General features: G+C 48.4%; 31 protein-coding genes and 1 tRNA gene. 23 read left to right on the top strand and 9 right to left on the bottom strand.

Annotated elements, in window-relative coordinates:
* Nucleotides 1-18: 18 nt before the first annotated feature.
* From ACKRDP_RS06650 to ACKRDP_RS06635, 4 genes are read left to right on the top strand one after another with little or no spacing between them, the layout of a single operon-like run.
* Nucleotides 19-564 (top strand): Uma2 family endonuclease, encoded by a 546-nt coding sequence (locus tag ACKRDP_RS06650; RefSeq protein ID WP_409153992.1) that lies wholly within the window; start codon nt 19-21, stop codon nt 562-564.
* Nucleotides 564-1,103 carry a Uma2 family endonuclease gene (locus tag ACKRDP_RS06645; RefSeq protein WP_409153991.1) on the top strand — a complete coding sequence of 180 codons (540 nt, stop codon included), beginning with the start codon at nt 564-566 and terminating at the stop codon, nt 1,101-1,103. Before ACKRDP_RS06650 ends, ACKRDP_RS06645 begins: the two co-directional genes overlap by 1 nt.
* Nucleotides 1,104-1,124: 21 nt before the next feature.
* Nucleotides 1,125-1,337, top strand: coding sequence for a DUF3276 family protein (locus ACKRDP_RS06640; RefSeq protein ID WP_409153990.1), 213 nt, complete (start codon nt 1,125-1,127; stop codon nt 1,335-1,337).
* A gap of 26 nt (nt 1,338-1,363) precedes the next feature.
* The gene (locus ACKRDP_RS06635; RefSeq protein WP_409153989.1) at nt 1,364-1,603 is read left to right on the top strand and encodes a PepSY domain-containing protein; all 240 of its coding nucleotides are present in this window, start codon (nt 1,364-1,366) and stop codon (nt 1,601-1,603) included.
* Nucleotides 1,604-1,605: 2 nt separating this feature from the next.
* On the opposite strand, the gene mog is transcribed toward ACKRDP_RS06635, so the two are convergent.
* Nucleotides 1,606-2,136 carry a molybdopterin adenylyltransferase gene (gene mog, locus ACKRDP_RS06630; RefSeq protein WP_409153988.1) on the bottom strand — a complete coding sequence of 177 codons (531 nt, stop codon included), beginning with the start codon at nt 2,134-2,136 and terminating at the stop codon, nt 1,606-1,608.
* An 18-nt stretch (nt 2,137-2,154) separates the two neighbouring features.
* On the opposite strand from mog, the gene ACKRDP_RS06625 reads away from it, so the two are divergent.
* The 9 genes from ACKRDP_RS06625 (at nt 2,155) to ACKRDP_RS06585 (ending at nt 8,075) form a co-directional block, all read left to right on the top strand.
* Nucleotides 2,155-2,586 carry a nucleotidyltransferase substrate binding protein gene (locus ACKRDP_RS06625; RefSeq protein WP_409153987.1) on the top strand — a complete coding sequence of 144 codons (432 nt, stop codon included), beginning with the start codon at nt 2,155-2,157 and terminating at the stop codon, nt 2,584-2,586.
* Nucleotides 2,567-2,857 (top strand): nucleotidyltransferase domain-containing protein, encoded by a 291-nt coding sequence (locus ACKRDP_RS06620; RefSeq protein WP_409153986.1) that lies wholly within the window; start codon nt 2,567-2,569, stop codon nt 2,855-2,857. The genes ACKRDP_RS06625 and ACKRDP_RS06620 overlap by 20 nt, the downstream gene beginning before the upstream one ends.
* A 4-nt stretch (nt 2,858-2,861) precedes the next feature.
* On the top strand, nt 2,862-3,152 hold the full coding sequence (locus tag ACKRDP_RS06615) for a hypothetical protein (RefSeq protein ID WP_409153985.1): 291 nt from the start codon (nt 2,862-2,864) through the stop codon (nt 3,150-3,152).
* A 46-nt stretch (nt 3,153-3,198) separates the two neighbouring features.
* Nucleotides 3,199-3,537 carry a sulfur reduction protein DsrE gene (locus ACKRDP_RS06610; RefSeq protein WP_409153984.1) on the top strand — a complete coding sequence of 113 codons (339 nt, stop codon included), beginning with the start codon at nt 3,199-3,201 and terminating at the stop codon, nt 3,535-3,537.
* Nucleotides 3,538-3,549: 12 nt separating this feature from the next.
* On the top strand, nt 3,550-4,980 hold the full coding sequence (locus ACKRDP_RS06605) for a hypothetical protein (protein ID WP_409153983.1): 1,431 nt from the start codon (nt 3,550-3,552) through the stop codon (nt 4,978-4,980).
* A 167-nt stretch (nt 4,981-5,147) separates the two neighbouring features.
* Nucleotides 5,148-5,372, top strand: coding sequence for a hypothetical protein (locus ACKRDP_RS06600; RefSeq protein ID WP_409153982.1), 225 nt, complete (start codon nt 5,148-5,150; stop codon nt 5,370-5,372).
* Entirely contained in the window at nt 5,369-6,253 is an 885-nt protein-coding gene (locus ACKRDP_RS06595; RefSeq protein ID WP_409153981.1) for a metal ABC transporter solute-binding protein, Zn/Mn family, read from the top strand. Before ACKRDP_RS06600 ends, ACKRDP_RS06595 begins: the two co-directional genes overlap by 4 nt.
* Entirely contained in the window at nt 6,250-6,981 is a 732-nt protein-coding gene (locus ACKRDP_RS06590; RefSeq protein WP_409153980.1) for a metal ABC transporter permease, read from the top strand. The genes ACKRDP_RS06595 and ACKRDP_RS06590 overlap by 4 nt, the downstream gene beginning before the upstream one ends.
* A complete protein-coding gene (locus ACKRDP_RS06585) occupies nt 6,978-8,075 on the top strand; it encodes an MGDG synthase family glycosyltransferase (RefSeq protein ID WP_409153979.1) in 1,098 nt (365 codons plus the stop codon). Before ACKRDP_RS06590 ends, ACKRDP_RS06585 begins: the two co-directional genes overlap by 4 nt.
* Here ACKRDP_RS06585 and ACKRDP_RS06580 read toward each other — a convergent pair.
* From ACKRDP_RS06580 to hfq, 5 genes are all read right to left on the bottom strand, one after another.
* Nucleotides 7,999-8,520 (bottom strand): CDP-alcohol phosphatidyltransferase family protein, encoded by a 522-nt coding sequence (locus ACKRDP_RS06580; RefSeq protein ID WP_409154013.1) that lies wholly within the window; start codon nt 8,518-8,520, stop codon nt 7,999-8,001. The genes ACKRDP_RS06585 and ACKRDP_RS06580 overlap by 77 nt on opposite strands.
* Nucleotides 8,521-8,647: 127 nt before the next feature.
* Complete coding sequence (locus ACKRDP_RS06575; protein WP_409153978.1) at nt 8,648-8,884, bottom strand: nucleotidyltransferase family protein; 237 nt, start codon at nt 8,882-8,884, stop codon at nt 8,648-8,650.
* Complete coding sequence (locus ACKRDP_RS06570) at nt 8,869-10,161, bottom strand: adenylosuccinate synthase (protein WP_409153977.1); 1,293 nt, start codon at nt 10,159-10,161, stop codon at nt 8,869-8,871. The genes ACKRDP_RS06575 and ACKRDP_RS06570 overlap by 16 nt, the downstream gene beginning before the upstream one ends.
* Nucleotides 10,158-11,264 (bottom strand): GTPase HflX, encoded by a 1,107-nt coding sequence (gene hflX / locus ACKRDP_RS06565; protein WP_409153976.1) that lies wholly within the window; start codon nt 11,262-11,264, stop codon nt 10,158-10,160. Before hflX ends, ACKRDP_RS06570 begins: the two co-directional genes overlap by 4 nt.
* On the bottom strand, nt 11,264-11,467 hold the full coding sequence (hfq, locus tag ACKRDP_RS06560) for an RNA chaperone Hfq (protein WP_409153975.1): 204 nt from the start codon (nt 11,465-11,467) through the stop codon (nt 11,264-11,266). Before hfq ends, hflX begins: the two co-directional genes overlap by 1 nt.
* A gap of 79 nt (nt 11,468-11,546) precedes the next feature.
* Here hfq and ACKRDP_RS06555 point away from each other — a divergent pair, with 79 nt between their 5' ends.
* Nucleotides 11,547-13,238, top strand: a complete 1,692-nt coding sequence (locus ACKRDP_RS06555; RefSeq protein ID WP_409153974.1) for an NAD+ synthase — start codon at nt 11,547-11,549, stop codon at nt 13,236-13,238.
* Here the strand turns inward: ACKRDP_RS06555 and ACKRDP_RS06550 are convergent.
* A complete protein-coding gene (locus tag ACKRDP_RS06550) occupies nt 13,226-13,945 on the bottom strand; it encodes a hypothetical protein (protein WP_409153973.1) in 720 nt (239 codons plus the stop codon). The two genes, ACKRDP_RS06555 and ACKRDP_RS06550, sit on opposite strands and share 13 nt — an antisense overlap.
* Before the next feature lie 203 nt (nt 13,946-14,148).
* On the opposite strand from ACKRDP_RS06550, the gene ACKRDP_RS06545 reads away from it, so the two are divergent.
* The 5 genes from ACKRDP_RS06545 to ACKRDP_RS06525 are packed head-to-tail and all read left to right on the top strand — an operon-like array spanning nt 14,149 to nt 18,180.
* Nucleotides 14,149-15,279: an aspartate aminotransferase family protein gene (locus ACKRDP_RS06545; RefSeq protein WP_409154012.1), complete on the top strand. Its 1,131-nt coding sequence runs from the start codon at nt 14,149-14,151 to the stop codon at nt 15,277-15,279.
* 23 nt (nt 15,280-15,302) lie between these two features.
* Nucleotides 15,303-15,626, top strand: coding sequence for a twin-arginine translocase TatA/TatE family subunit (locus tag ACKRDP_RS06540; protein ID WP_409153972.1), 324 nt, complete (start codon nt 15,303-15,305; stop codon nt 15,624-15,626).
* Nucleotides 15,580-16,314 (top strand): twin-arginine translocase subunit TatC, encoded by a 735-nt coding sequence (gene tatC / locus ACKRDP_RS06535; RefSeq protein ID WP_409154011.1) that lies wholly within the window; start codon nt 15,580-15,582, stop codon nt 16,312-16,314. The genes ACKRDP_RS06540 and tatC overlap by 47 nt, the downstream gene beginning before the upstream one ends.
* On the top strand, nt 16,311-17,255 hold the full coding sequence (locus tag ACKRDP_RS06530) for a complex I NDUFA9 subunit family protein (RefSeq protein ID WP_409153971.1): 945 nt from the start codon (nt 16,311-16,313) through the stop codon (nt 17,253-17,255). Before tatC ends, ACKRDP_RS06530 begins: the two co-directional genes overlap by 4 nt.
* A complete protein-coding gene (locus ACKRDP_RS06525) occupies nt 17,248-18,180 on the top strand; it encodes a dihydroorotate dehydrogenase (protein WP_409153970.1) in 933 nt (310 codons plus the stop codon). Before ACKRDP_RS06530 ends, ACKRDP_RS06525 begins: the two co-directional genes overlap by 8 nt.
* Here ACKRDP_RS06525 and ACKRDP_RS06520 read toward each other — a convergent pair.
* Nucleotides 18,122-19,291, bottom strand: a complete 1,170-nt coding sequence (locus ACKRDP_RS06520; protein WP_409153969.1) for an O-antigen ligase family protein — start codon at nt 19,289-19,291, stop codon at nt 18,122-18,124. The two genes, ACKRDP_RS06525 and ACKRDP_RS06520, sit on opposite strands and share 59 nt — an antisense overlap.
* A gap of 22 nt (nt 19,292-19,313) precedes the next feature.
* Between ACKRDP_RS06520 and ACKRDP_RS06515 the strand changes: the two genes are divergently transcribed.
* The 4 genes from ACKRDP_RS06515 to ACKRDP_RS06500 all read left to right on the top strand — a co-directional run bounded on the left by ACKRDP_RS06515 (nt 19,314) and on the right by ACKRDP_RS06500 (nt 21,191).
* Nucleotides 19,314-19,401 (top strand) — tRNA-Ser (locus ACKRDP_RS06515).
* A 12-nt stretch (nt 19,402-19,413) separates the two neighbouring features.
* The gene (locus tag ACKRDP_RS06510; protein ID WP_409153968.1) at nt 19,414-19,989 is read left to right on the top strand and encodes a CDP-alcohol phosphatidyltransferase family protein; all 576 of its coding nucleotides are present in this window, start codon (nt 19,414-19,416) and stop codon (nt 19,987-19,989) included.
* A 3-nt stretch (nt 19,990-19,992) separates the two neighbouring features.
* Entirely contained in the window at nt 19,993-20,430 is a 438-nt protein-coding gene (locus tag ACKRDP_RS06505) for a pyridoxamine 5'-phosphate oxidase family protein (protein ID WP_409153967.1), read from the top strand.
* The gene (locus tag ACKRDP_RS06500) at nt 20,427-21,191 is read left to right on the top strand and encodes an ABC transporter ATP-binding protein (RefSeq protein ID WP_409153966.1); all 765 of its coding nucleotides are present in this window, start codon (nt 20,427-20,429) and stop codon (nt 21,189-21,191) included. The genes ACKRDP_RS06505 and ACKRDP_RS06500 overlap by 4 nt, the downstream gene beginning before the upstream one ends.
* Here the strand turns inward: ACKRDP_RS06500 and ACKRDP_RS06495 are convergent.
* Complete coding sequence (locus ACKRDP_RS06495) at nt 21,170-22,363, bottom strand: class I SAM-dependent methyltransferase (protein WP_409153965.1); 1,194 nt, start codon at nt 22,361-22,363, stop codon at nt 21,170-21,172. The two genes, ACKRDP_RS06500 and ACKRDP_RS06495, sit on opposite strands and share 22 nt — an antisense overlap.
* Nucleotides 22,364-22,386 lie beyond the last annotated feature (23 nt).

Here is a 22,386-nt window from a genome sequence, read left to right as displayed (position 1 = left end):
CAGCCTATATTTAACCTTATGGAAACAAAAACAAAGCTCACCGCAGAGGAGTTTTTCAGACTCTATCCCGAAGAGTCCAGAGTGGAGCTCATAGAAGGGGAGGTCTACGAGATGCCCGCGCCAAGTGTTCACCATCAGAGAGTGCTTTTTTACATCTCAAGGAGTATGCAGGAATTAATTATGAAGCAGGATATTCAGGGTGAGGTCTTTATCTCTCCAGTGGACGTGGTGTTTTCAGAGGATACGGTTCTCCAGCCGGACATTGTCTATATGTCAGACCTTTCAGAAGTTAGAGACAGGATATACGCCTCTCCGGACCTTGTAGTGGAAATAGTCTCGCCTTCCACCTTCAAAAGGGATTTGACAGATAAGATGAAGCTTTACGAGAGATATGGTGTAAAAGAATACTGGCTTGTGTTTCCTTTAGAAAAGACCATAATGGTCTATGAGCTTACAGAAAAGGGTTATGAGCTCCTTTCCTATGCCACAGAGAAGGGCAAAGTAAAGTCAAGAGTCCTGCAGGGCTTTGAGCTGGAGGTGGAAGAGCTTTTTGGAGGTCTGTGATGGAGGTTAAAACAAGGCTGACCGCTGAGGAGTTTTTTAAACTCTATCCAGAGGAGAGCAGGGTTGAGCTCATTGACGGGGAGGTCTACGAAATGCCGGCGCCGAGCTTTATGCATCAACTGGTAGTATTGAGGATTGCATCAAACATGCTTTCATGGGTAGATAGCAGAAAGACTGGATTTGTAGTTGCATCACCTATTGATGTGGTGCTTTCAGAAGATATGGTGCTTCAGCCGGATATAGTCTATGTATCAGATACTTCCAAAGTAGGCAACAGAATACACGGCTCACCAGACCTTGTGGTGGAGGTGGTTTCACCTTCCACCCTCAAAAGAGACATAACCGATAAGATGAAAATTTACGAAAAACACCGCATTAAAGAATACTGGCTTGTCTTTCCTTTAGAAAAGACCATAATGGTCTATGAGCTTACAGAGAAGGGTTATGAGCTTTTTTCTTACGCTACAGAGAAGGGTAGGGTAAAGTCAAAGGTTCTCGAGGGCTTTGAGCTGGATGTGGAAGAGGTATTTACCTTATAATAGAAGGGAGGAGGTTTTATCGTGGAAAGGGAAAGGCTCTATTCAAAGAAGCTGAACGCTGGCAAAAGGACTTACTTTTTTGACATTAAGAAGGGCAGGGACGGTTCTGCCTACCTGATAATCACAGAGCAGACTGAGGACAAGAAGAACAGGCTAATGGTCTTTGAGGACAGGGCAGAAGAGTTCATGCAGGCACTGCAGGAAGCCCTGGGCAAGATGAAAGAGGTGAAATAAACAGACAATTCGCAGGAGGTTGGGGCATGAAGTTGCTTCTCTTTCTCTTACCAATGGCCAGCTTTGCCCTTGAAGATTGTAGACCCTCCATAAGTCTTGAACAGGCAATAAACAACGCAAGGCAACATGTGGGGAATGTCCAGTCCGCTCAGCTATCTCAGAACAGAAAAACGGGAGAGTGTTTCTACAGAGTTAGGGGGTCTGAGGGCACTGCGGTGATAGATGCAAGGGATGGAAAGCTGCTTAAGTTTACCAGAAGGCGATAAGTCTATTTTGAGGGTCTGAAGGCTTTGACCTTTGTCTCGTCGGTGGTTATGTATGGACCTCCTATGAGGTCTATGCAGTAAGGCACTGCAGGGAAGACGGCATCAAGACATACCTTTATGGATTGAGGCTTTCCCGGCAGGTTTATTATGAGAGTCCGGTTTCTTATTCCTGCTGTCTGGCGTGAGAGTATGGCAGTGGGAACCTGCTTTAGAGATACCGCCCTCATGAGCTCACCAAATCCAGGAAGCATCTTCTGGCACACCGCTTCTGTAGCCTCAGGCGTCACATCCCTGGGCGCTGGTCCCGTCCCGCCTGTGGTGAGTATCAGGCAACAGCCCTCCACATCTGACATATGGATGAGTGCACCCTCTATTAGGTCCCTCTCGTCGGGAACTATACGATAAACCACCTCAAAAGGAGAGGTTATAACTTCGTTCACATACTCTATTATGTATTTACCGCTTATGTCCTCGTATTCTCCCCTGCTTGCCCTGTCAGAAATAGTGAGAACACCTATTTTTGCCTTTTCCATGGGTTAACATTATAAAACATGGAGCAAAAACCAAGGTGGGTCTACAGGCTTGAAAACTACAGAAAAGCTCTAAAACAGCTCAGGTCTGCGGTGGAGCTATTCGGGGAAAGGCAGCTTACAGACCTGGAAAAGCAGGGTATGATTCAAGCTTTTGAGTATGTGTTTGAACTTGGCTGGAACTTACTGAGAGACTATCTTCTTTATCAGGGACATACGGACATAAAAGGCTCAAGGGATGCCATAAGAACAGCCTTCAGGTATGGTCTTATAGAGGACGGTGAGCTATGGATACAGATGATGTCTGCTAGAAACCTCACATCACACACCTACGACCAGAGCCTTGCGGAGCAGGTGATTAAAGCAATAGTGGAACAGTATATGTCAGAATTTGAAAAACTCCAGAACGCTTTTGAAAGGCTTGAGAAGGAATATGAACAGAGTAGCTCTTGACACTAAGACTCTTGAACTTCTAAAGAGCGTCTTTAGAAAGTATCCAGAGGTGGAGAAGGTTTATCTTTTTGGCTCAAGGGCAAGAGGCAATTACTCTAAGGCTTCAGACATAGACCTTTTTCTTGTGGCTCCGGGTATGAGCTTTGACCGCTACCTGAAGCTCTACTCAGAGCTTGAGGAGCTTGACATACCTTATAAGATTGACCTTATAATGAACTGGCAGTTGCCAGAGGAAGCTTTAGAGATATATCCTGAGAAGGTTGACATCTGATATTGTGAATGTTAAAATCACTTTCAGCATGAAGCTGGTGGTCTCCCTTCTCAGCACGCTGCTCCTGCTCTTTGCGGACTTTGCGGTGGCAGAGCATCACCACGAGGACCATGAGCTTCATGTAGACTGCTCCGTATGTATCCTCCAGCATACCCAGCTGGACACCCCCAGCTACAAGCCCAGTTTAGACATAAGAATTCTCACAATCCCTGTAAAATTTCAGGAAAAACCCCTTCAGCCAGTATTTAAACCCCTTATAAAGACCACGCACTGTAGAGCACCTCCTGCCCTCTAAACCTCTACACCGACCCCTTATAAAAACTCAAAAGGAGGTGCATGCCATGAAAGTTTTATACATTTTCAGCACGCTAAACAGCGCCAGCTACATACTGGGCAGAATGATACTGCCCCAGCTGGAAAACGACGCCCACCCGGTAGAGGTCTCAGGGATGTTTTTCTTTCTTGACAACAACTATGTGCTGGTGAAGGGAAACCCCATAGGGGAGAGGCTTGCAAAACTTCTCAGGGATGGAAAGATTGGCTTTCTGATGGGTTGCGACCAGTGCTGTTACGAAAGAAACATAGCGGACAAACTCGTGGATGGTGCCACTATAGGGTGTTTTCCAAACCTTTATGGAAAAGCCCAGCAACTGGGCGTCCAGCAGGTCATAACACTTTAAGGAGGTGAAGAGATGAGAAAGGCTTTTATTTTTCTGACAGGTCTGTTTGGCTTTACCTTTGCACAGGAAAACCTTCAGGACTTGAAGCGTCAGCTGGAAGAGCATAGAAAGCTCATACAGGAGCTGGAAAGAAAAATTCAGTCCCTTGAAAAAGCTCAGCAGTCAAAGCCAGAGGAAAAGAAAGAGCTCACAAAGCCAGAGCCCGCAGACAGAAGTCTCCAGCTCAGGGCAAAGTTTGACGAAAGGCTGAGAGCATATCAGGTTTCTCCCTTCAGACAGACCGCCTTTCTACCCGACATTTCCTTCATACTGGACTTTTCTGCGGTGGCAAGAAACAGAAAGGATAAGGAATACGAGGAGCTTGTAATTCCCAGGCTCTGGCACAGGCACGAGCACAACGGGCACGGACATGCACTCCTGAACGATAAGAGAGGCTTTAACCTCAACTACGGAGAGCTGTATCTGTATGCTCCTGTTGACCCTTACTTTGACCTGTATGCGACCATACCCTTCTCCGAAGATGGTGCGGAAATAGAAGAAGCCTATGCGGTCACTAGAGGTCTTCCCGGTGGCTTACAGCTGAAGGTGGGTAAGTTCAGGAGCGGTTTTGGAAGGCTCAACGCACAGCACCCTCACGCATGGGACTTTGCCACCCAGCCACTTCCCAACAAGGTATTTCTTGGTGATGACGGGCTTGTGGAGAAAGGCATAGGTATAAACTGGCTTGCACCTACACCCTTTTATCTTCTCTTTGGTCTTGAGGTGCTTCAGGGGGAGAACGACCAGAGCTTTGGCTACAAGGGCTTTACCATAACTGACCCAAACAATCCAAGCAATACCTTTGAAATTGGCGACAAGCCAGTTCCAAACCTCTATGTGGGCTATATGAAGACCTCCTTTGACCTTGGAAGGCTCTCCGTGCTTACCGGGCTTTCTTACGCTCAGGGTAAGCACAGACACGCTCATGACGACCACGGACTGGATGCGAAGACCAAGCTATACGGCTTTGACCTTACCGCAAGATATCAGATAGACAGCGTCAGATATCTGGCTCTGCAGGGTGAGTATATGTGGAGAGACCAGGATGGGACAAGGTATGGCTTTAACAACGCTGGGAACGTGACTACAGCAAAGATTGACAGAAAACAGGCAGGTTTTTATGCACAGCTTGTGGGCAGGTTCCACAAGCAGTGGAGGGCAGGTGTTCGCTATGAGCTTATAAACAAGAACGATGTTAAAAGAAACGGCACTGCCCTGTGGGCACCCGACAACCTTCCTGCCTACTACGCCATGCTTGAATACACACCCACTGAGTTTTCACGCATAAGGCTTCAGGTGGGAGAAAACAGAGCCTTCTACGAGGGTCAGAAACGCAAGCCCGTAAAAGAGGTCATCCTGCAGTTCAACTTTGCCATAGGAGCCCATGGTGCGCATCCTTTCTGAAATCGCAGGCGGGGGGTCACTCCCCGCATATCTAACTCCCTGCAAGAATACAATCAAAATCTTTTTCATTAAGAAATTTTCTAATCGCTCTGTCTCTTCGGTCACGCTGAGCCTTGCTCCCTCTACTGTGGAAGCACCGTTTATGACAGGAGGGGGGAGGGGTTATTATGCTTAAGAAAGTCTTCGTAAAGACGCTCCCTCTTGTTCCTTACGCTGGCACCCTTGGGGTGTTTTCTGCCTGCGGTTGTGGGCACTGTCCCGCATGCCTTGGGGCTTCAGCCAGCGTGGTGGGTCTTGCCCTGCTTATAGGTAGTAAAAAGCTCCTTTCCTCTATAAGGGGAGGGGAGGCTGAGGGGGAAGGGGGTAAACATACAAGGAGGTGTGAGCCATGAAAAGTCTGCTGGTCTTTTTGCTCCTTAGCCTCTCCTTTGCCTCTGCCCAGCTGAGGGTAGTTGCCACCTACCCATGGATAGGGGAGCTGGTGAAGGAAGTGGGTGGGGACAGGGTAAGGGTGCATGTTATAGCCCGTCCGGATGAAGATTTTCACTTTGTGGTGCCAAGACCTTCTCATATAGCAAAGCTAAGGGATGCGGACCTGCTGGTTATAAACGGTGCGAGCCTTGAAGTTGGCTTTCTTCCACCACTCCTTCAGCAGTCCAACAATCCAAGAATTCAGCCGGGAAGGGAGGGTTTTCTGGATCTCTCGGAGTTTGTCCAGATAATAGAAAAGCCTGAGAGGGTTTCCAGAGAGATGGGGGACGTGCATCCGGAGGGAAATCCTCACTACGTGTATGACCCCTACAACATTCCAGTGCTCGCAAAAGCGGTCACCGAAAGGATGTGTCAGCTCAGGCAGTCTGAATGCTCTTTCTACAGGTCAAACCTTGAGGACTTCCTCAGAAGATGGAATGCAAAGCTGAAGGAATGGGACGAGGGCTTTTTAAAGCTCAGAGGCTTGAAAGTTATCCAGTGGCATAAAACCTACAACTATCTCTTTAATCGCTATGGAATACAGACTATAGGCACCTTAGAGCCTATTCCTGGTATTCCCCCCACCGCAAGACATCTTGAACAGCTTGTGTCCTCCGCAAAAGGTCAGGGGGTGAGGTATGTGGTCATTGAGGGCTTCAGGGCTGGAGAGAGAAGGACTGCCCAGAGGGTGGCAGAGCAAATAGGTGCAAAGGTGGCTATACTTCCCAGCGACGTGGGCTCCGAAGGTGCAAAAAGCCTTTTTGAAATGTATGACATAATCCTGAGGAGGCTATCTCAGTGATATGGGACTTGTTTCTTTCCAGCTTTCTTCTCTCTGTGTTGCTTGTGGGCATTCATGCCTACTTTGGCAGGGAGATAGTCCGCAGGGGTATAATCTTCACAGACATTGCGGTGGCTCAGTTTTCAGGGGTGGGCATTGCCCTCTCCCTCATGCTCTTTCATGGAGAATATACCTACTTATTTTCCTTGTTCTTTGGCCTGCTTGCCAGCCTTCTCATAGCCCTGTCTCAAAGGCTTAAAGATTATGCTGAAGCCTTCATAGGTCTTCTCTACGCCCTTGGCTTTTCCCTTGTAGTTCTTATACTGTCCTTCTCTGCCCATGGCATGGAGGAGCTCAAAAGGCTCACAGCCAGCGACATCCTTTTCGTAAGACTTGAAGAGGTGTTAAAAACCGCATTCATATACTCCGCCATCGGCATAATGCTATACCTTCGCAGGTATCTCAGAGGGCTTCTGCGGGAGCTTTCCTTTTTTGCCCTATTTTCCCTTACCCTTGCCAGCTCAGTCAAGCTTGCTGGCGTGCTTGTGGTCTTCTCTCTTCTTGTATCCCCTGCCCTCGTTTCTCTGCTTCTGGGTAGGGGGCTTGTCTTTGCCTGGGTATGGGGGACCTTCTGGAGCTTTCTGGCAATAGCCCTTTCCTTCTGGCTTGATATGCCCACTGGATATAGTCTTGTTTTCTTACACTCTCTAATGGGGCTTGCTGTGTTTATAATTAAAATGGCTAAATGAAGGTGTTGATACTCACCTCTTCTTTTGGTGGGGGGCATAACAGCGTTGCAAGGGCTATCAAAAGAGCCCTTGAGGAAAACTACTCTGCAAGCGTCAGGATAGAAGACCCCTACCACCTCATGAACCCGAGACTGAACCAGATTAACGCAAGGTTCTACGTATACATGATGAAATACTTTCCCGGAGTTTACGGGCTTTTTTACAACTCCACCTATGACCTTGAAAAGGACAGCATCCTTAACTTTCTCCTCTCCCTTCCGGGCATTGATAAGCTGAGGGAGCTTTTAGAAGAAGAAAGACCGGATGCGGTGGTGGCGGTCTACCCTACCTACGCGGGCATGCTCAGGATACTTAGAGAGAGAGGCTTTTCTGTTCCGAAGAGTTTTGTGGTGATAACGGACTTCGTTGCCCATGTGCAGTGGCTTCATGACGGTATAGATGTTTACTTCGTGCCTTCAGAGGAGGTAAAGTTTCACTTACACAGAAAGGGTGTGGTCTGCGGATGGGTTCAAGTCACGGGTATACCCATAAATCCCGAGTTTGAGAAGTTCCGGGAAAGAGACAGGGACACAGTCCTCATAAGTGCAGGTATGTTTGGTATGACCCCCTCCGTTATGGAGATATGTAAGGTGGTCGAAGAAGTTGTTCCCCGGAACCTAAAAATAACACTGCTGTGTGGCACCGACAGAAGACTTTATCAGAAGGTGAAAATGAGATTCAGAAGGGTTGAGGCGGTTGAAGGAGTCCTCACCCACGAAGAGATGGCGAGATATATGGGTAGGTCTGTTCTTCTCATATCAAAGGCAGGTGGCATAACCACTTCAGAAGCTCTTTCTGCAGAGACACCTCTTCTCGTCTACAGACCACTCCCCGGTCAGGAATACTACAACGCTCTGTATCTTCTGAAAAACGAGGCGGGAATGGTTGCCGGCAACAGGAGAGAGCTCGGTAGAGTCCTGAGGTTCTTCTTTGAAGATAGCCAGTTCAGGGAATCTCTTAGAGAAAACATAAGAAGGCTCAGGAAGCCCCATTCTTCCCTTTCAGTAGCCAGAGGTATACATGATGCCCTGCAGAAAGAAGGTTTAGGGTTATAAGAAGGAGCTCAAAGGGTAGCAGGTTTAGGCTCACGTCAAGAAGGTTCAGAAAAAGGACAAGCATAACAAAAAGATACTGATAGAAGGTGACGAGCTTTCCAAGAATTGAAACCTTTACCCTGTGTCTGATGAGGGTTGCATAAGCGCCCACAGGTGCGAGAGCAATGTCCTGCCCCACCGTTAGCAGAACAGCCCACCAGCTCACGTCAATCTTGAGCGGTGCAAAATAAAGGGCAAGAAAAGCAAGAGCTACAAATATCCTGTCCGATACGGGGTCTACAACCTTTCCAGCCTCACTCTCTACCCTGAACCTCCTTGCCAGAAAGCCATCCAGCTTGTCGCTGAAGACACCTAGAATAAAAACAAGGAGCCCTTCTCCAAGCCTGCCTTTAAGCAGGAAAAACAGAAAGAGCAGTCCAAGCAGGATTCTGGTAGAGCTTAGCAGGCTTGGCAGGAGCCTTAGCCTTTTTCCTCTAACCCTTATGAAGAGAATATTCCCTCCTCCTTCATATCTGTGTAGTTCTTCTGGCAGGCGGTGTAGTAGTGTATAAGAGCGGGAACTTGCTTTTCTCTCAAAGCCTTACACCTTCTTCCAATGCTATCCTGTGTATGGGCTTTTCCTCTTCACCCTCTGGATACGGCACCACTTTCATGGGTGCTTTTATAAGCAGGTCTATGTCTCCCCCTCTTTCCGCAGGGTCTGTCCTTGAGCCAAAGAGATAGACCTCCACCTCCTTGCCAAAGACCTCCTCTGCAGTTTCCCTTATTGACCTGAGAGTCTTTTCAGAAAGCCTCACCCTTCCTTCCATGCGGGCACTTCAAGCCAGAGGTATTCCTCCCTTTCCGGACCTGTGGAAAGCATCACTATGGGAACACCCAGATAGCTCTGGATAAAGTCAAGGTAGGAGAGGGCTTGCTCTGGAAGGCTTTGTAGGTCTTTTGCCCCCTTGGTGTCTCTTAGCCAGCCCTTAAAGGTCCTGTAAACAGGTTTTACTCTTGAGAGGGCACTCAGGCTTGCAGGAAAGCTGTCTCTTTCTCTTCCATCAATTTCGTAGGCTACGCAGACCTTTATCTCTTCAAAAGCATCCAGCACGTCCAGCTTTGTGATTATAAGCCCGTCAAGCCCGTTCACTTCCACCGCATGCCTGAGGGCAACCAGGTCAAGCCATCCACACCTCCTTGGTCTTCCCGTAGTAGCTCCATACTCTCCGCCCCTTTCTCTGAGAAGTTCGCCCTCTTCTCCCTTCAATTCTGTGGGAAAAGGTCCTTCTCCCACCCTTGTGGCGTATGCCTTTGAGACGGCCCAGAAGCTTGCTTCTAAAAAGTATTTTGGTGGAAGCCCCGTTCCGTTGGAAAGTCCAAGGGCTGAGGCGTTGGAGGAGGTAACATAGGGGTATGTGCCCATGTCTATGTCCAGCATGGTTCCCTGAGCACCTTCAAAAAGCACTCTGCCCTCAAAGTTCAGAAGCAGACGCGTGGTATCCACTACCCTCTCCCTTATCCTTCTGTAGTTTTCCATGGTGCCTTCAAATATTTCCTGTGCATCCATGCTGTGGTTTTCGCAGTAGACCTTCTCACACAGGTCTGCTACAAACTCTATGTTTTCCTTTATTAGCCTGTAGGTTCTGTCCGGGTCCTCAAGGTCGCAGACCCTTATACCCTTCCTTCCATACTTGAACATGTAAGAGGGTCCTATACCCCTCAGGGTGGTTCCTATCTTTCCCTTCCTCTCAAAGAGAGAGTCAAGCACCTTATGGTAGGGGAGCACAAGGTGCGCCCTGTCGCTGATAAAAACTCTTTCCCATACTTTCAGACCCCTTGCCTGGAGCTCCTCCATCTCCCTGACCAGAAGCTCCAGGTCCACCACCATACCCTGAGCCACCACACCCACTGCATGCTCATGGAGTATCCCGGTTGGCAGAAGGTGCAGGACGAACTTTTCATCCCCCACCATCACCGTATGCCCTGCGTTGCTTCCACCCTGATATCGGACTACCATATCAAAGTCCGCAGAGAGAAGGTCCACCACCTTACCCTTTCCTTCATCGCCCCACTGGGCGCCCAGTATCACAAGATGTCTCTTCATCCAATCGCTCCCTGAAGCTCTTCCACCTTTTCCCTTATAGCTTCAAGCAAATCTCTTATCCCCCAACCCTTAACTGCGGAAACCACCACTGACCTGCCTTCCATAAAGGCGGGCTCTGTAAGATACTTTATGTCCTCCTCCTTTTCCACCACTCTGTCCGCTTTGTTGAAAACGTATATAACAGGCTTTTCCTCTGCAGAGAGGTCTCTGAGTATATCTCTGACCACCTTTACCTTCTCAAGCCAGCCCTTGTCCGAAAGGTCTATCACATGCAGGATAATGTCCGCCTCCTGCACCTCCTCAAGGGTTGCCTTGAAGGACTCTATGAGCTCAGGAGGTAGCTTTCTGATAAAGCCCACCGTGTCGGTGATCAGAACCTTTATGTCTGGAAAGAGAAGCCTTGCAGAGGTTGTGGTGTCAAGTGTGGCAAAAGGCATGTTCGCCACCAGTGTTTCTCTCCCCGTGAGGGCTCTCATCAGGCTGGACTTTCCCACGTTTGTGTAGCCTACAAGGGCTACCTTTATAACTTTGAGCTCTCCTGAGCTTTCCCTCTTTTTCCTCTGCTCTCTTCTCTGCCTTTTTATGTCCTCAAGTTCCTCCTTTATCTGCTGTATTCTCCTCTTTATCCATCTTCTTCTTATCTCTGCCTCCTGCTCACCAGGGCCCCTTGTTCCCACGCCACCCCCAAGCCTTGAGAGCTCCTTTCCTCTTCCGTAGAGTCTCGGGAGCTCGTATGTGAGCTTTGCCAGCTCTACCTGCAGCTTGGCGGTCTTTGACCTTACCCTCCTGGAAAATATTTCCAACACAAGGTCTGCCCTGTCCATAATTCTCCTGCCTATAGCCCTTTCAAGGTTTGCCACCTGAGAGGGGCTCAAGAAGGTGTCGAATATGACCACATCCGCTCCGGTGCCTTCTGCCACCTGCCTTATCTCTTCCACTTTTCCTGCACCCACATAGTATTTAGGGTCTGGATGGCTCTTCCTCTGGATTATGTATCCAAGGCAGTGGCCCCCCACCGCCTTGAGAAGTTCCTTGAGTTCCTCAAGAGATTCGCTGCTATCCTTCTTGCTGTTTTCTATGAGGCTTACGAGAATACTTTTCATTAACCCCCTTGCACTATGGTGCTTATGGCGTGCTTGTATATGAGGTTTGGTTCGCCTTCCACCTCAAGAAGCAAGGTGTACTTATCATGGTCAAGCACCTTGCCCGTTATTCTGTTCCCTCTTGTCAGGAACACGGTTACGGTAGCACCCTTTCTCTTGAGCTCTTCTATGTATTCGTCCTGCACGTTCGTGTTCTTCTCCATAAACATCCTGCAAACCTCCATTATAAATTATAAAACTTTTTGCTTCAGTCAAGCCTTTAAAGGTCTAAAATATTAAGCCATGTCTCTCAGTATAACCCTCTGCCAGACAAATCCAGTTGTGGGGGACATAAGCGGAAATCTTCGGAAAATAAAGAGTATATGGGAAAAGATAGATACCCAATCCCACCTCCTTATCTTCCCTGAACTTTTTCTGTGTGGTTATCCTCCTGAGGACCTACTTTTGAAGCTGGATTTTCTGAGAAAATGCCGTAGAGCCCTTGATGAGCTTGTGAGCTTATCCAGGGGTATGTCCTCACTTTTAGTTCTCGGAACCCCCTACTACGAGGAAGACCTTTACAACGCTCTTGTGCTGATAGGCAGGGGTGAGGTGCTGGGTGTGTATAAAAAAACTTTCCTTCCCAACTATTCTGTTTTCGATGAGAAACGATACTTCAGAGCTGGAAGGGAGCCTCTCATGCTTGAAATAAACGGCGTAAGAGTGGGCTTTTCTGTGTGTGAGGACATATGGCATCCCGACGGCTGGGAAAGATACTACGCCCTTTCTGGCTGTGAAGTGCTCATAAACATAAACGCCTCTCCCTACTACAGAGGGAAGTATCAGTTCAAAGAGAACTTCCTGAAGGCTCGGGCTCAGGACAATCTGGCATATGTGGTCTACGTGAACATGGTGGGGGGACAGGATGAGCTGGTCTTTGACGGCAGGAGCATTGTTGTGGACCCGGAGGGCAAGGTTATGGCAAGGGCAAAGGCCTTTGAGGAAGACCTGCTCCTTGTAAGCCTTGATATAGAGAGGGTAAGAAGGAAAAGGCTTTTAGACCTCAGACTCCGCGAGAGGGTTGTAGAAAGGGTAAAACCCGTATCGCTTTCGGACTTTCCGGAAAGGGAAAGGGTGTCTGCCCGTGTGGAAAGCTCCCCTTCAGAGGAGGAAGAGCTCTACAGAGCCATAAGGCTGGCATTAGAGGACTACGTGAGGAAGAACTCCTTTGAAAGGGTGGTTCTGGGTCTTTCTGGTGGGATAGACTCTTCTCTTGTTGCCTGCCTTGCGGTGGACGCCCTGGGAAAGGAGAAGGTGGTTGGCGTTTTTATGCCTTCGGAGTTTACCTCCAGAGAGAGCAGAGAGGATGTTTACCAACTTGCAAAAAATTTAGGCTTTGAGCTTCTTGAATATCCCATCACAGAGGTTTACAGGAGCTATCTCAATACTGTAAATTCACAGGAGCTTACAACCGCAGAGGAAAACCTTCAGGCTCGCATAAGGGCAAACATACTCTTTTACCTTTCCAACAGGTATGGCTGGCTTGTGCTGTCTACCTCCAACAAGAGCGAGTCTGCGGTGGGATACACCACTATCTACGGAGACATGGCGGGGGGCTTTGCCCCCATAAAGGACCTTTACAAAACATGGGTCTACAGGCTTGCCAGATACAGAAACTCCATTAGCCCAGACATTCCCGAGAGGGTGTTCCTGAGACCTCCCACCGCAGAGCTAAGGCCCGGTCAGACAGACCAGGACACCCTTCCACCTTACGAGCTCTTGGACAGGGTTCTGGAGCTGCACATAGAGGAGGGCATGGGTCTGGAGGAGATAGTATCTGAAGGGTATGACAGGGAGCTTGTAAGAAGAGTTTTGCAGATGGTAAAAAGAGCGGAATACAAAAGAAAGCAAGCACCTCCCGGTCCAAAGCTCACAAAGAGAGCCTTTGGAAAGGACTGGAGGATGCCCATAAGCAACGGCTATCAGAACCTGTAGAGAAAGCCGGCAAGAAAGCCATAGTCTGGCTGTGCAGGATGTTTGTTGAGGCTTTTGTGAAGACCAAAGCTGAGGTCTATGCTTTCTGTGGGATGCAGTAGTATGCCAAGGAGAGCATGGGTATCTCTCTTTGATTCTCTCTGCTCTGGTCTTATGTATTTTAGCTCTGCACCGAGGGTGAGCCACTGAGTGGGTCTGCCGTAGGCATGAAATATGACGCCGTAGGCGTCCCTCAGACCTTCCACATGGGAGGACTTTAGGTATACGCCGTTCAGGTTGAGGGTGAGCCTACCTATGTCTCTTTCAAGAATAAGGTTGAGGTTGGCGGTGGTCTTTCCGTAGCCTATGCCCCTTTTGCCCGTGTCAAGGTTGAGCTGTAGCCTGTAGCCTGCTCTCCAGCCCTCTTTCTCATAGGGTATGTGCTTTATGAAAACCCTAAGGTCGTCCAGACCGCTGAGCCTCTCCCCCCATTCCCTGAGCTTCACATAGGGCTGAAGGAGGGCAAGGTCCATGTTCTTTAAAAGTCCAGCCTGAAACTGAAAGTCCAGGCTCTGCCTTCTTGCTCCGTTGTAGTATTTAAAGCTGGCGTAATTGGTTTCAAACTGGAAGTTTCCCAGTCCTCCCAGCGTGCCTGCGTCCTCTGCCTCAAAGGGAAAGAAGGCAAGGGCAGGAGAATACATTACCATAACAAGTGCTAACTTTCTCATCTTTATACCTCCATAAAACCATGTTAAAAAGCACATTCAATATCAATATTATAACCTGAGCTGAAAAGGATACAGGAGGCTTGCTGAGAATGTGTTCAGTGTGGTCAAGAGGTAAAGATAGATGGCTGTAGTCTAACCTGCAACTTGCGTTATAACATACCAGTCCGGTTAAAAATAGTTAAGAAGTGGTAGACTATTTAGCCATGCACCTTATGGACACTTACAGAAGGCTTCCTGTCCGCTTTGTGAGGGGGAAGGGCGTGTACCTTTACGACGAGCAGGGCAGGAAATACCTTGACCTTCTGGCAGGTATTGCGGTCAATGCTCTGGGTTATGCAGACCCTGAGCTCACTCAGGCTATCTGCGAGCAGACTCAGAGGCTTTTGCACGTTTCCAACCTCTTTGAAAACCCCTGGCAGGAAGAGCTGGCTGGTGAGCTTATCAAAAGCTTCTGGACAAGGGGAAAGGTCTTCTTCTGCAACAGCGGGGCAGAGGCCAACGAGGGAGCCATAAAGCTGGTGAGAAGATACTTCTACGAGAGGGGGGAAAAGAGATATAGGATTATCACCTTCTACAGGGGCTTTCATGGAAGGACCTTCGGTGCCATGTCTGCAACCGCTCAGGAGAAGATTCAGAAAGGCTTTGAACCACTGCTGGAGGGCTTTGACTATGCAGAGTTTAACAACTTCCAGTCGGTGCTGAGGGCTCTCAGAAAAGAAACTGCAGGCATAATGCTTGAGGTCATTCAGGGCGAAGGTGGCATAAACGAGGCTCAGATGGAGTTTCTCCAGAGGCTTCAGGAGCTCTGCAGAAGGGAGGGTCTACTTCTTGTGGTGGACGAGGTGCAGACAGGTGTTGGAAGAACCGGGAAGTTCTACGCCTACGAGCACTACGGCATACAGCCAGACATCATAACCCTTGCCAAGGGTCTGGGGGGTGGGCTTCCCATAGGTGCGCTTCTGGCAAGGGAGGAGGTGGCACAGGCTTTCAAGCCGGGCTCTCACGGCTCAACTTTTGGGGGCAACCCTCTGGTCTGTGCGGGCGCCATGGTGGTGGTAAAAAAGGTAAAGAGTCTTCTTCCCCAGATAGAGAGGGTAGGGAATTACTTTAAACACAGGCTTGAGGAGCTGAAGGCAGGCAGGGTGAAGGGAAGGGGTCTAATGCTTGGTCTTGAGCTGGACGGGGAATGCTCTCAGGTGGCGTTGAAGGCTCTTGAGAAGGGTCTTGTGATAAACTGCACTTCAGAGAGGGTTCTCAGGTTTGTGCCCCCCCTCATAATTCAGGAACAGCATGTGGACGAAGCCATGGGTATACTGGCAGAAGTCCTCAGATAGTGCTATATTAATATGCGTGAGCTATGGACTTTCCTGAGCTTTTGGTGATTCTTGCGGTGGCTTTCATCTTCCTAGGTCCAGAGAGGATGATGGAGGTAGCCACTAAGCTGGGCGAGTTTTTGCGCAAGATAAGGGAAACCTGGGATGAGCTCAGGTATCAGCTATACATGGAAAGTGTGAACAAGAAGATAATGGAAGAAAGCAAGGATGTCAGCCCTCAAGCAGACTCATATGATTTAATAGAAGAGGCTCAGCATGAGGAGGTAAAGAAAGAGAATGGAGAATCAGGAACTTCCCAGGATGCCCCTGACGGAGCATCTGAGGGAACTCAGAAGCAGGCTGATTAAGTCTATACTGGCGTTTCTGGCGGGCACCGGTGTGGCTTTTTACTTTGCCAGCTACATATTTGAGGTTCTCAAAGAGCCTGTCAGGAAGTCATACCCCCAGGTTCAGCTTGTAACCCTCTCACCCACCGAGCCTCTTTTCATACTTCTGAAAATATCCATAGTCTTCGGTTTTATTCTCTCTCTGCCCGTTATACTCTATCAGCTGTGGAGGTTCGTAGAGCCAGCTCTCTATCCAAATGAAAAAAGGCTTGTCCTGCCTCTAACCTTTTTCTCTATACTTCTTTTCCTCCTTGGTGGAGCCTTTTCCTACTTTCTGGCTCTCCCCATGGCTCTGAAGTTTTTGCTGGGTATAGGACTTTCCCAGCTCCAGGCAACTCCCTTTCTTTCTGTCAACCTTTATATATCCTTCCTTCTCAAGATGATAGTGGGCTTTGGTATAGCCTTTGAGCTTCCTGTGGTTATTTTTCTCCTGCAGAGGTCTGGTCTTGTCACAGAAAAACAGCTCAAGTCCTTCAGGAAGTATTTTGTAGTTCTTGCCTTCGTGGCTGGGGCCCTCATAGCACCAGACGTTACCACTCAGGTGCTCATGGCAGTGCCTCTCATCCTTCTATATGAGATTTCCCTTCTGGCAGGCAAGCTAGGAAGGCGCAGGCAAAAGGAAACCGCCATAGAGGTGGTTCAGGGATGAAAGTTCTGGTAACAGGTGCAACTGGCTTTGTGGGAAGACATGTGGTTGATGAGCTTCTGAAACTTGGCTACACCGTTGGATGCATTGTAAGGGATGTGAGTAAGCTGGAGCATCTGTTCGGTGATAAGGTAGAACCCTACATATCTGACCTTGGGGATAAAAAATCTCTTTTGAAGGTCTTTGAGGAATTTGAGCCTGATTTCCTAATACATCTTGTGGGTATCCTTGTGGAAGACAGAAGGCACGCTCAGACCTTTATGAAGGTGCATTATCTTTACTCAAAGACCCTTTATGAAGTATCTAAGGAATACGGAAGGCTCAGGAAAGTGGTTCATATGAGCGCCCTCGGCACTCACCCAGATGCACCTTCCATGTATCACCGCACCAAGTTTATGGCGGAAGAGGAGCTAAAAAGGTCTGGTCTTAACTACACCATAATGAGACCTTCAATCATACTTGGACCAGAGCAGAGGCTCTTTTCTGACATGTGGAAGATAACCAGAATCCTGCCCGTGGTCGCACTGCCCGGTGGTGGTAGCTATCTTTTCCAGCCCGTGGATGTTAGGGATGTGGTCTGCGCTTTTGTAAATGCCTTAAAGGCGGATGAAAGTGATGGAAAGACATACGAGCTATGCGGAAGCCAGAAAGTGAGCTTCAGAGAACTTCTTGAGGATATATTCAGTTTCTGGAGGAGAAGGGTGCTTCTTCTGCCTTTGCCAAGGGCTGCAATGTATCTTGGTGGTCTTCTGGTTGAAAAGCTCCTCCAGCCACCGCCTTTCAGCTCAGACCAGATGCTTATGATGTGGAGGGGCAATGTGTGCGGCCTTGACCAGGATGTGGAAAGCAACGGTGTAAAAAAGCTTTGCGGAAGAGAGCCTGTGCCTTATGAAGAGTCTCTCAGGTGGAGCCTTGAGGAATTCGGGAGGAGTTTGAATGCCTGAGCTTTCTGTGGAGCTCTTTGGCATAAGGTTTAAAAACCCTGTCTGGGTTGCATCAGGCACTTTTGGCTATGGTCTTGAGGCAATGGAACTCTACGATATCTCACGGCTGGGAGCGGTAGTCACCAAGGGTATATCCCTAAAACCAAGGGAGGGAAACGCACCAGAGAGAATCGCAGAAACACCCTGTGGAATGCTTAACTCCATTGGCCTTCAGAACCCGGGCGTGGAGGGCTTTCTGAGAAAGATATACCCACGCATAAAAGACATAGAAACTCACTTCATAGCCAACATCTTCGGAGAGACCGAGGAGGAATATGTGGAGGTATGCCTTGCCCTTGAGGGAGCGGAGAAGGTGGTGGCCTATGAGCTTAATGTCTCCTGTCCAAATGTGAAAAAGGGCGGCATGCTTTTTGGGCATGACCCTGTTGTTCTCGGAAGGCTTGTGGACAGGGTCAGGGCAAGGGTCAGAAAACCTGTTCTTGTCAAGCTCTCGCCCAACACGGGCGATGTAAAAGCCTTCGCCAGAGTATGTTTGGACTCTGGAGCTGATGGACTTGTGCTTATAAACACTTTGCTTGGCATGAAAATAGATACAAGGACACAGAAGCCGGAGCTTTCTACTCTGATGGGTGGTCTTTCCGGACCTGCCATACTTCCTGTAGCGGTAAGAATGATATGGGAAGTCTTCTCAGAGTTTGGTTTTTCTGTGCCCATAATAGGTGTTGGTGGCATACACGACACAGACTCCGCCCTTCAGCATGTGCTGGCAGGGGCAACGTGCATTCAGGTAGGCACTGCCAACTTCTTTGACCCTTATTCTCCTCTCAAGATTCTTGATGGCCTGGAAGAATACCTGAGGGAGAGGTCTATTCAGAGCTTTTCTGAGCTTGTGGGGAGGGCTCACCGTATGATGGTGCGTTCTTGAGCCTTTCTACCACCCTGAACATTACGAGATAGAGGGGGAGCATAGCATCCCAGAAAAAGGTAAAGACAGAACCTATCAGATGTGAGCCAAGAGCAAGGAGAAGGGGCATAAGAAGATATTCTTCTCTACGCATGAGCCTGAAATTCAGCAGAAACCTGAAATAGGAGTAGTATACCCAGAGAACTGCCAGAAGGCCAATGAGACCCTTTTCAATAAATTCAGAAAGCAAAAAAACCGACTCATATACACCACCAACAGGACTTCTGGGTTCAAGGTAATAGCCTGAGTTTATACCATGTCCTATGAGGAGAGGGAGCCAGTTGCCTTCCTGAAGGTCCTCCTTTATAACCTGAATACCTGCCTTCGCAATCTCCCAGCGATAGCTTGATATGGTGTTTAGCGCTTCATCGTCCAGTGCTCTCTTTCCAGTTATGAACTCATACACAGCTCTGTATCTTATGTCTTTCTGAGCGAGAGTTACGCTACTTGCAACAAAGCCAATGAATAGGGTAATCAAAATACCCCAGAAGGCCCTTCTGGAAAGACTCTTACTGGCGAGCAGTGCAAAGGCAATCAGGGCGAAGGCCAGCCCCAGCATGGTTGACCTTCTCATGGTGAAAAAGACCATTCCTACAAAAGGTATGAAGGGCAACAGATAGTATATTTTTCTCGAGTAGAAAAAGAGAGAAAGGCTGGCTACTGTGAAAATGCTGTAGAAGGCACCTACCTCAAACCAGCCACCCCACAACATGGCAGGTTGACCTGTCTGACTATATCTGTAGAAAACCACAGGTAGAAGAAAAAGCCCCGACAGAAACAAAAACTGGTTGAACCTTAACAGACTTTTTGGGTTTACTTTGAGAAGTTCTCCATAGCAATAAAGAAGCAGGAAAGGACCCCTCTCTATAGCTTTGCCTATCTGCGACATATGGAAAAGGCTTGTCGACAATAGCACCGTAAAAGCGTGCAAAGTCAGTGGCAAGAAAAGCCTACCCCCATACCTTAAACCTCTGAAGAACCTGTAAAGAGCATACACAAGCAGGAGAACTATGAGTGCTTCAAAGAGGCTTATAGAAAGTAGTGCTGTTGCAAAAAGAACTGTAAGCAACATATGGCTTTATAATTATAAGTGAGGCGAGGTGCCGGAGTGGACGAACGGGGCGGTCTCGAAAATCGCTGTGGGTTCAGAGCCCACCGGGGGTTCGAATCCCTCCCTCGCCGCAGGAGATGAACATGAGCTATATTGTAAGGGAGCTAAAGCCTGCCTTTGAGAGGATGACCGAACCCCTTATCGCCCTGCTTCAAAAGCTGGGGGCTACGCCTAACCTCATAACTTTTACAGGTTTTCTTCTTGTGTTCCTTGGGTCCCTGGCTCTTTACTCAGGATATACAGCTTTGAGTTTTTTACTACTTCTCCTTGGTGCTCTTGCTGATGCACTGGATGGAAGTCTTGCCAGAAGACTTGGTAAAAACTCGGATTTAGGGGCGCTCCTTGATTCCCTTCTTGACAGAGTGTCCGATGCCCTCCCCTTTATAGCATTAGCTCTTTCCTCGCAGGACAGACTTCTTTCCCTCATGGCGCTCTTAGCCATGCTTTTCTCCTTCACGGTGAGCTACACAAGAGCAAGGGCAGAGGGCCTGGGTTATGAGCTGAAGGCAGGGCTCTTTGAAAGACCAGAAAGATGGGCGGTGCTTCTGGCTGGTATAGCCCTGGATATGGTCTTTATCGCGGTAAGCATAGTGGCTCTGGGTTCCCTATTTACCACCCTGCAGAGGGTTTATATTTTTAAAAAGTCTCAAAGGAGGTGAAGTATGATTCCGAAGGAACTTGCAGACCTGATGCGTAATCTGGGCGTTTTCCCTGCAGTTCTTGCTACCTCCGATAAGGAGGGGAACATGCACCTTACCTTTATAACCTGGATGTATCCAGTGGATGACAGGACACTGAGGGTTGCCCTGAGTTCTAACGCCAAGAGTGCCAAGAACATGCTCCAGACAGGGCAGGTATGCCTCATGCTTATAGCACAGGACAAGGCTCTTGCCTGCTACGGAACTGCAAGCCTTCTTCACGAAAGGATAGAAGAGGTCAAATTTCCTGTCTCTGTGTTTGAGGTCAAGATAAACAGCGTAGAAAACAACCTTTTCCCTGGAGGCACCATAACGGGCACCATACCCTTCATGCATACAGGAGACCTGCAGAGGGCTGGAGAGCTTGACCAGCTGGTGCTTGACGCCCTGAAGGCTCCATGAAACCCCTTGTCCTAGTAGAGAATCTGAGCCTTTATATAGGTGAAAGGCAAATACTCAGGAATGTGAGCTTTGAGGTTTATGAGGGTGAGGTCTTTACCATACTGGGTGGGAGCGGAAGCGGTAAGACAACCATAACCAAATGCCTTGTTGGACTCTATAAACCAACATCCGGAAGAGTTGAGGCTTTTGGGAAGAATGTGGCGGCGCTGAATCAGATGGAGCTTGATGAGCTCAGGAGGCACATAGGTTACGTCTTCCAGGGAGCAGCTCTTTTTGACAGCCTTACCGTATGGGAGAACGTGGTTTTCTTCCATCTTGAACACGGAAGGAACAGGGAAGAGGACCTGAGGGTTCTCGCTCTTAAATATCTCCACATGGTTGGACTCTCTGAAGAACATCTTGACCTTTACCCTTCTGAACTCTCAGGGGGGATGAAAAAGAGGGTTGGGATAGCCAGGGCCATAGCTACAGAGCCTGAGCTCATAATATACGACGAGCCCACCTCTGGCCTGGACCCGATTACAAGCAGGCTCATAGACGAGCTCATACTGAACCTAAGGGAAAGGACAGGCTCAACCGCCATCGTGGTGTCCCATGACCTTGTGTCCGCCTTTTCCATATCGGACAGGATAATGATACTGAAGGATGGACAGGTGGTTCAGACAGGCACGAGAGAAGATATCATGAACTCCAGCATACCTTTTGTAAGGGAATTTATAAAGAAAGGTCTGGGAGACCTTCAGGAGGCGAGGAGGGGCTGACCCATGTATCTTCTCATAACCGGGTAGCTGTTAAGCACACCCCTTGAGAAGAGAAACTGAAAAAGGTGGTTGCTGCCCGTATAGAAAGAAACAGCAGAGGCAGTAAGGTAGAGCTCCCACATTCTGAAGAATTCCTCTCCATACCTTTTAACAACCCAGTCTCTAACACTCAGGAACCTTTTCTTCCACTCCCTTAGTGTGAGATAATAGTGGAGCCTCCAGTCATCTATATCTATCAGGTTGAAACCAAGCCCTCTGGAAGCCCTGAGCACTTCTTCTATGGAAGGCAAATAGCCACCGGGGAATATGTATTTTCTTATCCATCTGCTCTGACTTGAAGGATGGACCTTCCCTATGGTATGAAGCAGAAAAAGACCGCCATCCTCCATTATCTGGGTAACCGCTTCGAAGAACCTTCTGTGCCTTCCCTTTCCCACATGCTCGAACATACCCACAGACACCACCTTGTTGAACTTCCTGCCAAGTTCTGGAAGGTCTTCATAGTGCATGAGATAAACCTCAGTCTTTCCCCTTAGACCAAGGCCTTCTATTTTATCTTTCACGTATTCATACTGATTTTTGGAAAGGGTGATGCCTACAGAGTTTACTCCATACATGGATGCGGTCTCAAGTATGATGGAACCCCATCCACATCCTATGTCCAGAAGCCTGTCACCCTCTTTTAGCTGTAATTTTTCGTATATTATCCTTCTCTTTTCACTCTGCGCCTCCTCCAGACTTATGCTGGGCTCTGAAAAGAAGGCACAGGAGTAGGTCATGGACCTGTCAAGCCAGAGCTGATAAAACTCATTACCAAGGTCGTAATGCCTTCTTACCTCTTTACCTTCAATCATTTTGATAAACCCAAAACCCTTCAATAGCCATCTCAGAAGGGTCATCAGAACGCCTCTCAAACCTTCTCCACCTTCCGATTCCACATATTCCATGCAGGCTCGGACAACCTTTTCAAGGTCTCCCTCAATGAGAATATCCCCCCTCATGTAAGCCTCACAGAAGCCCATCTCAGGGTCTCTCAGAACATCCTTTACAACATCTTTCCTCAGAACCTTTATCCTGTGCTGACCATTTCCTATACACAGTCCATCGGGCAGTTCAACGGATAAACCCTCACTGAAACCCGTATTTATCCTTGCTATGATTTTTTCTACCATTTGATAACCCTCCTCAACGATTA

The organism is Pampinifervens navoyensis (assembly GCF_046159715.1).
Taxonomy (GTDB): Bacteria; Aquificota; Aquificia; order Aquificales; family Aquificaceae; genus Pampinifervens.
The sequence above is the reverse complement of the archived record's forward strand: the minus strand, read 5'-3'. Positions and strand labels throughout refer to the sequence as shown.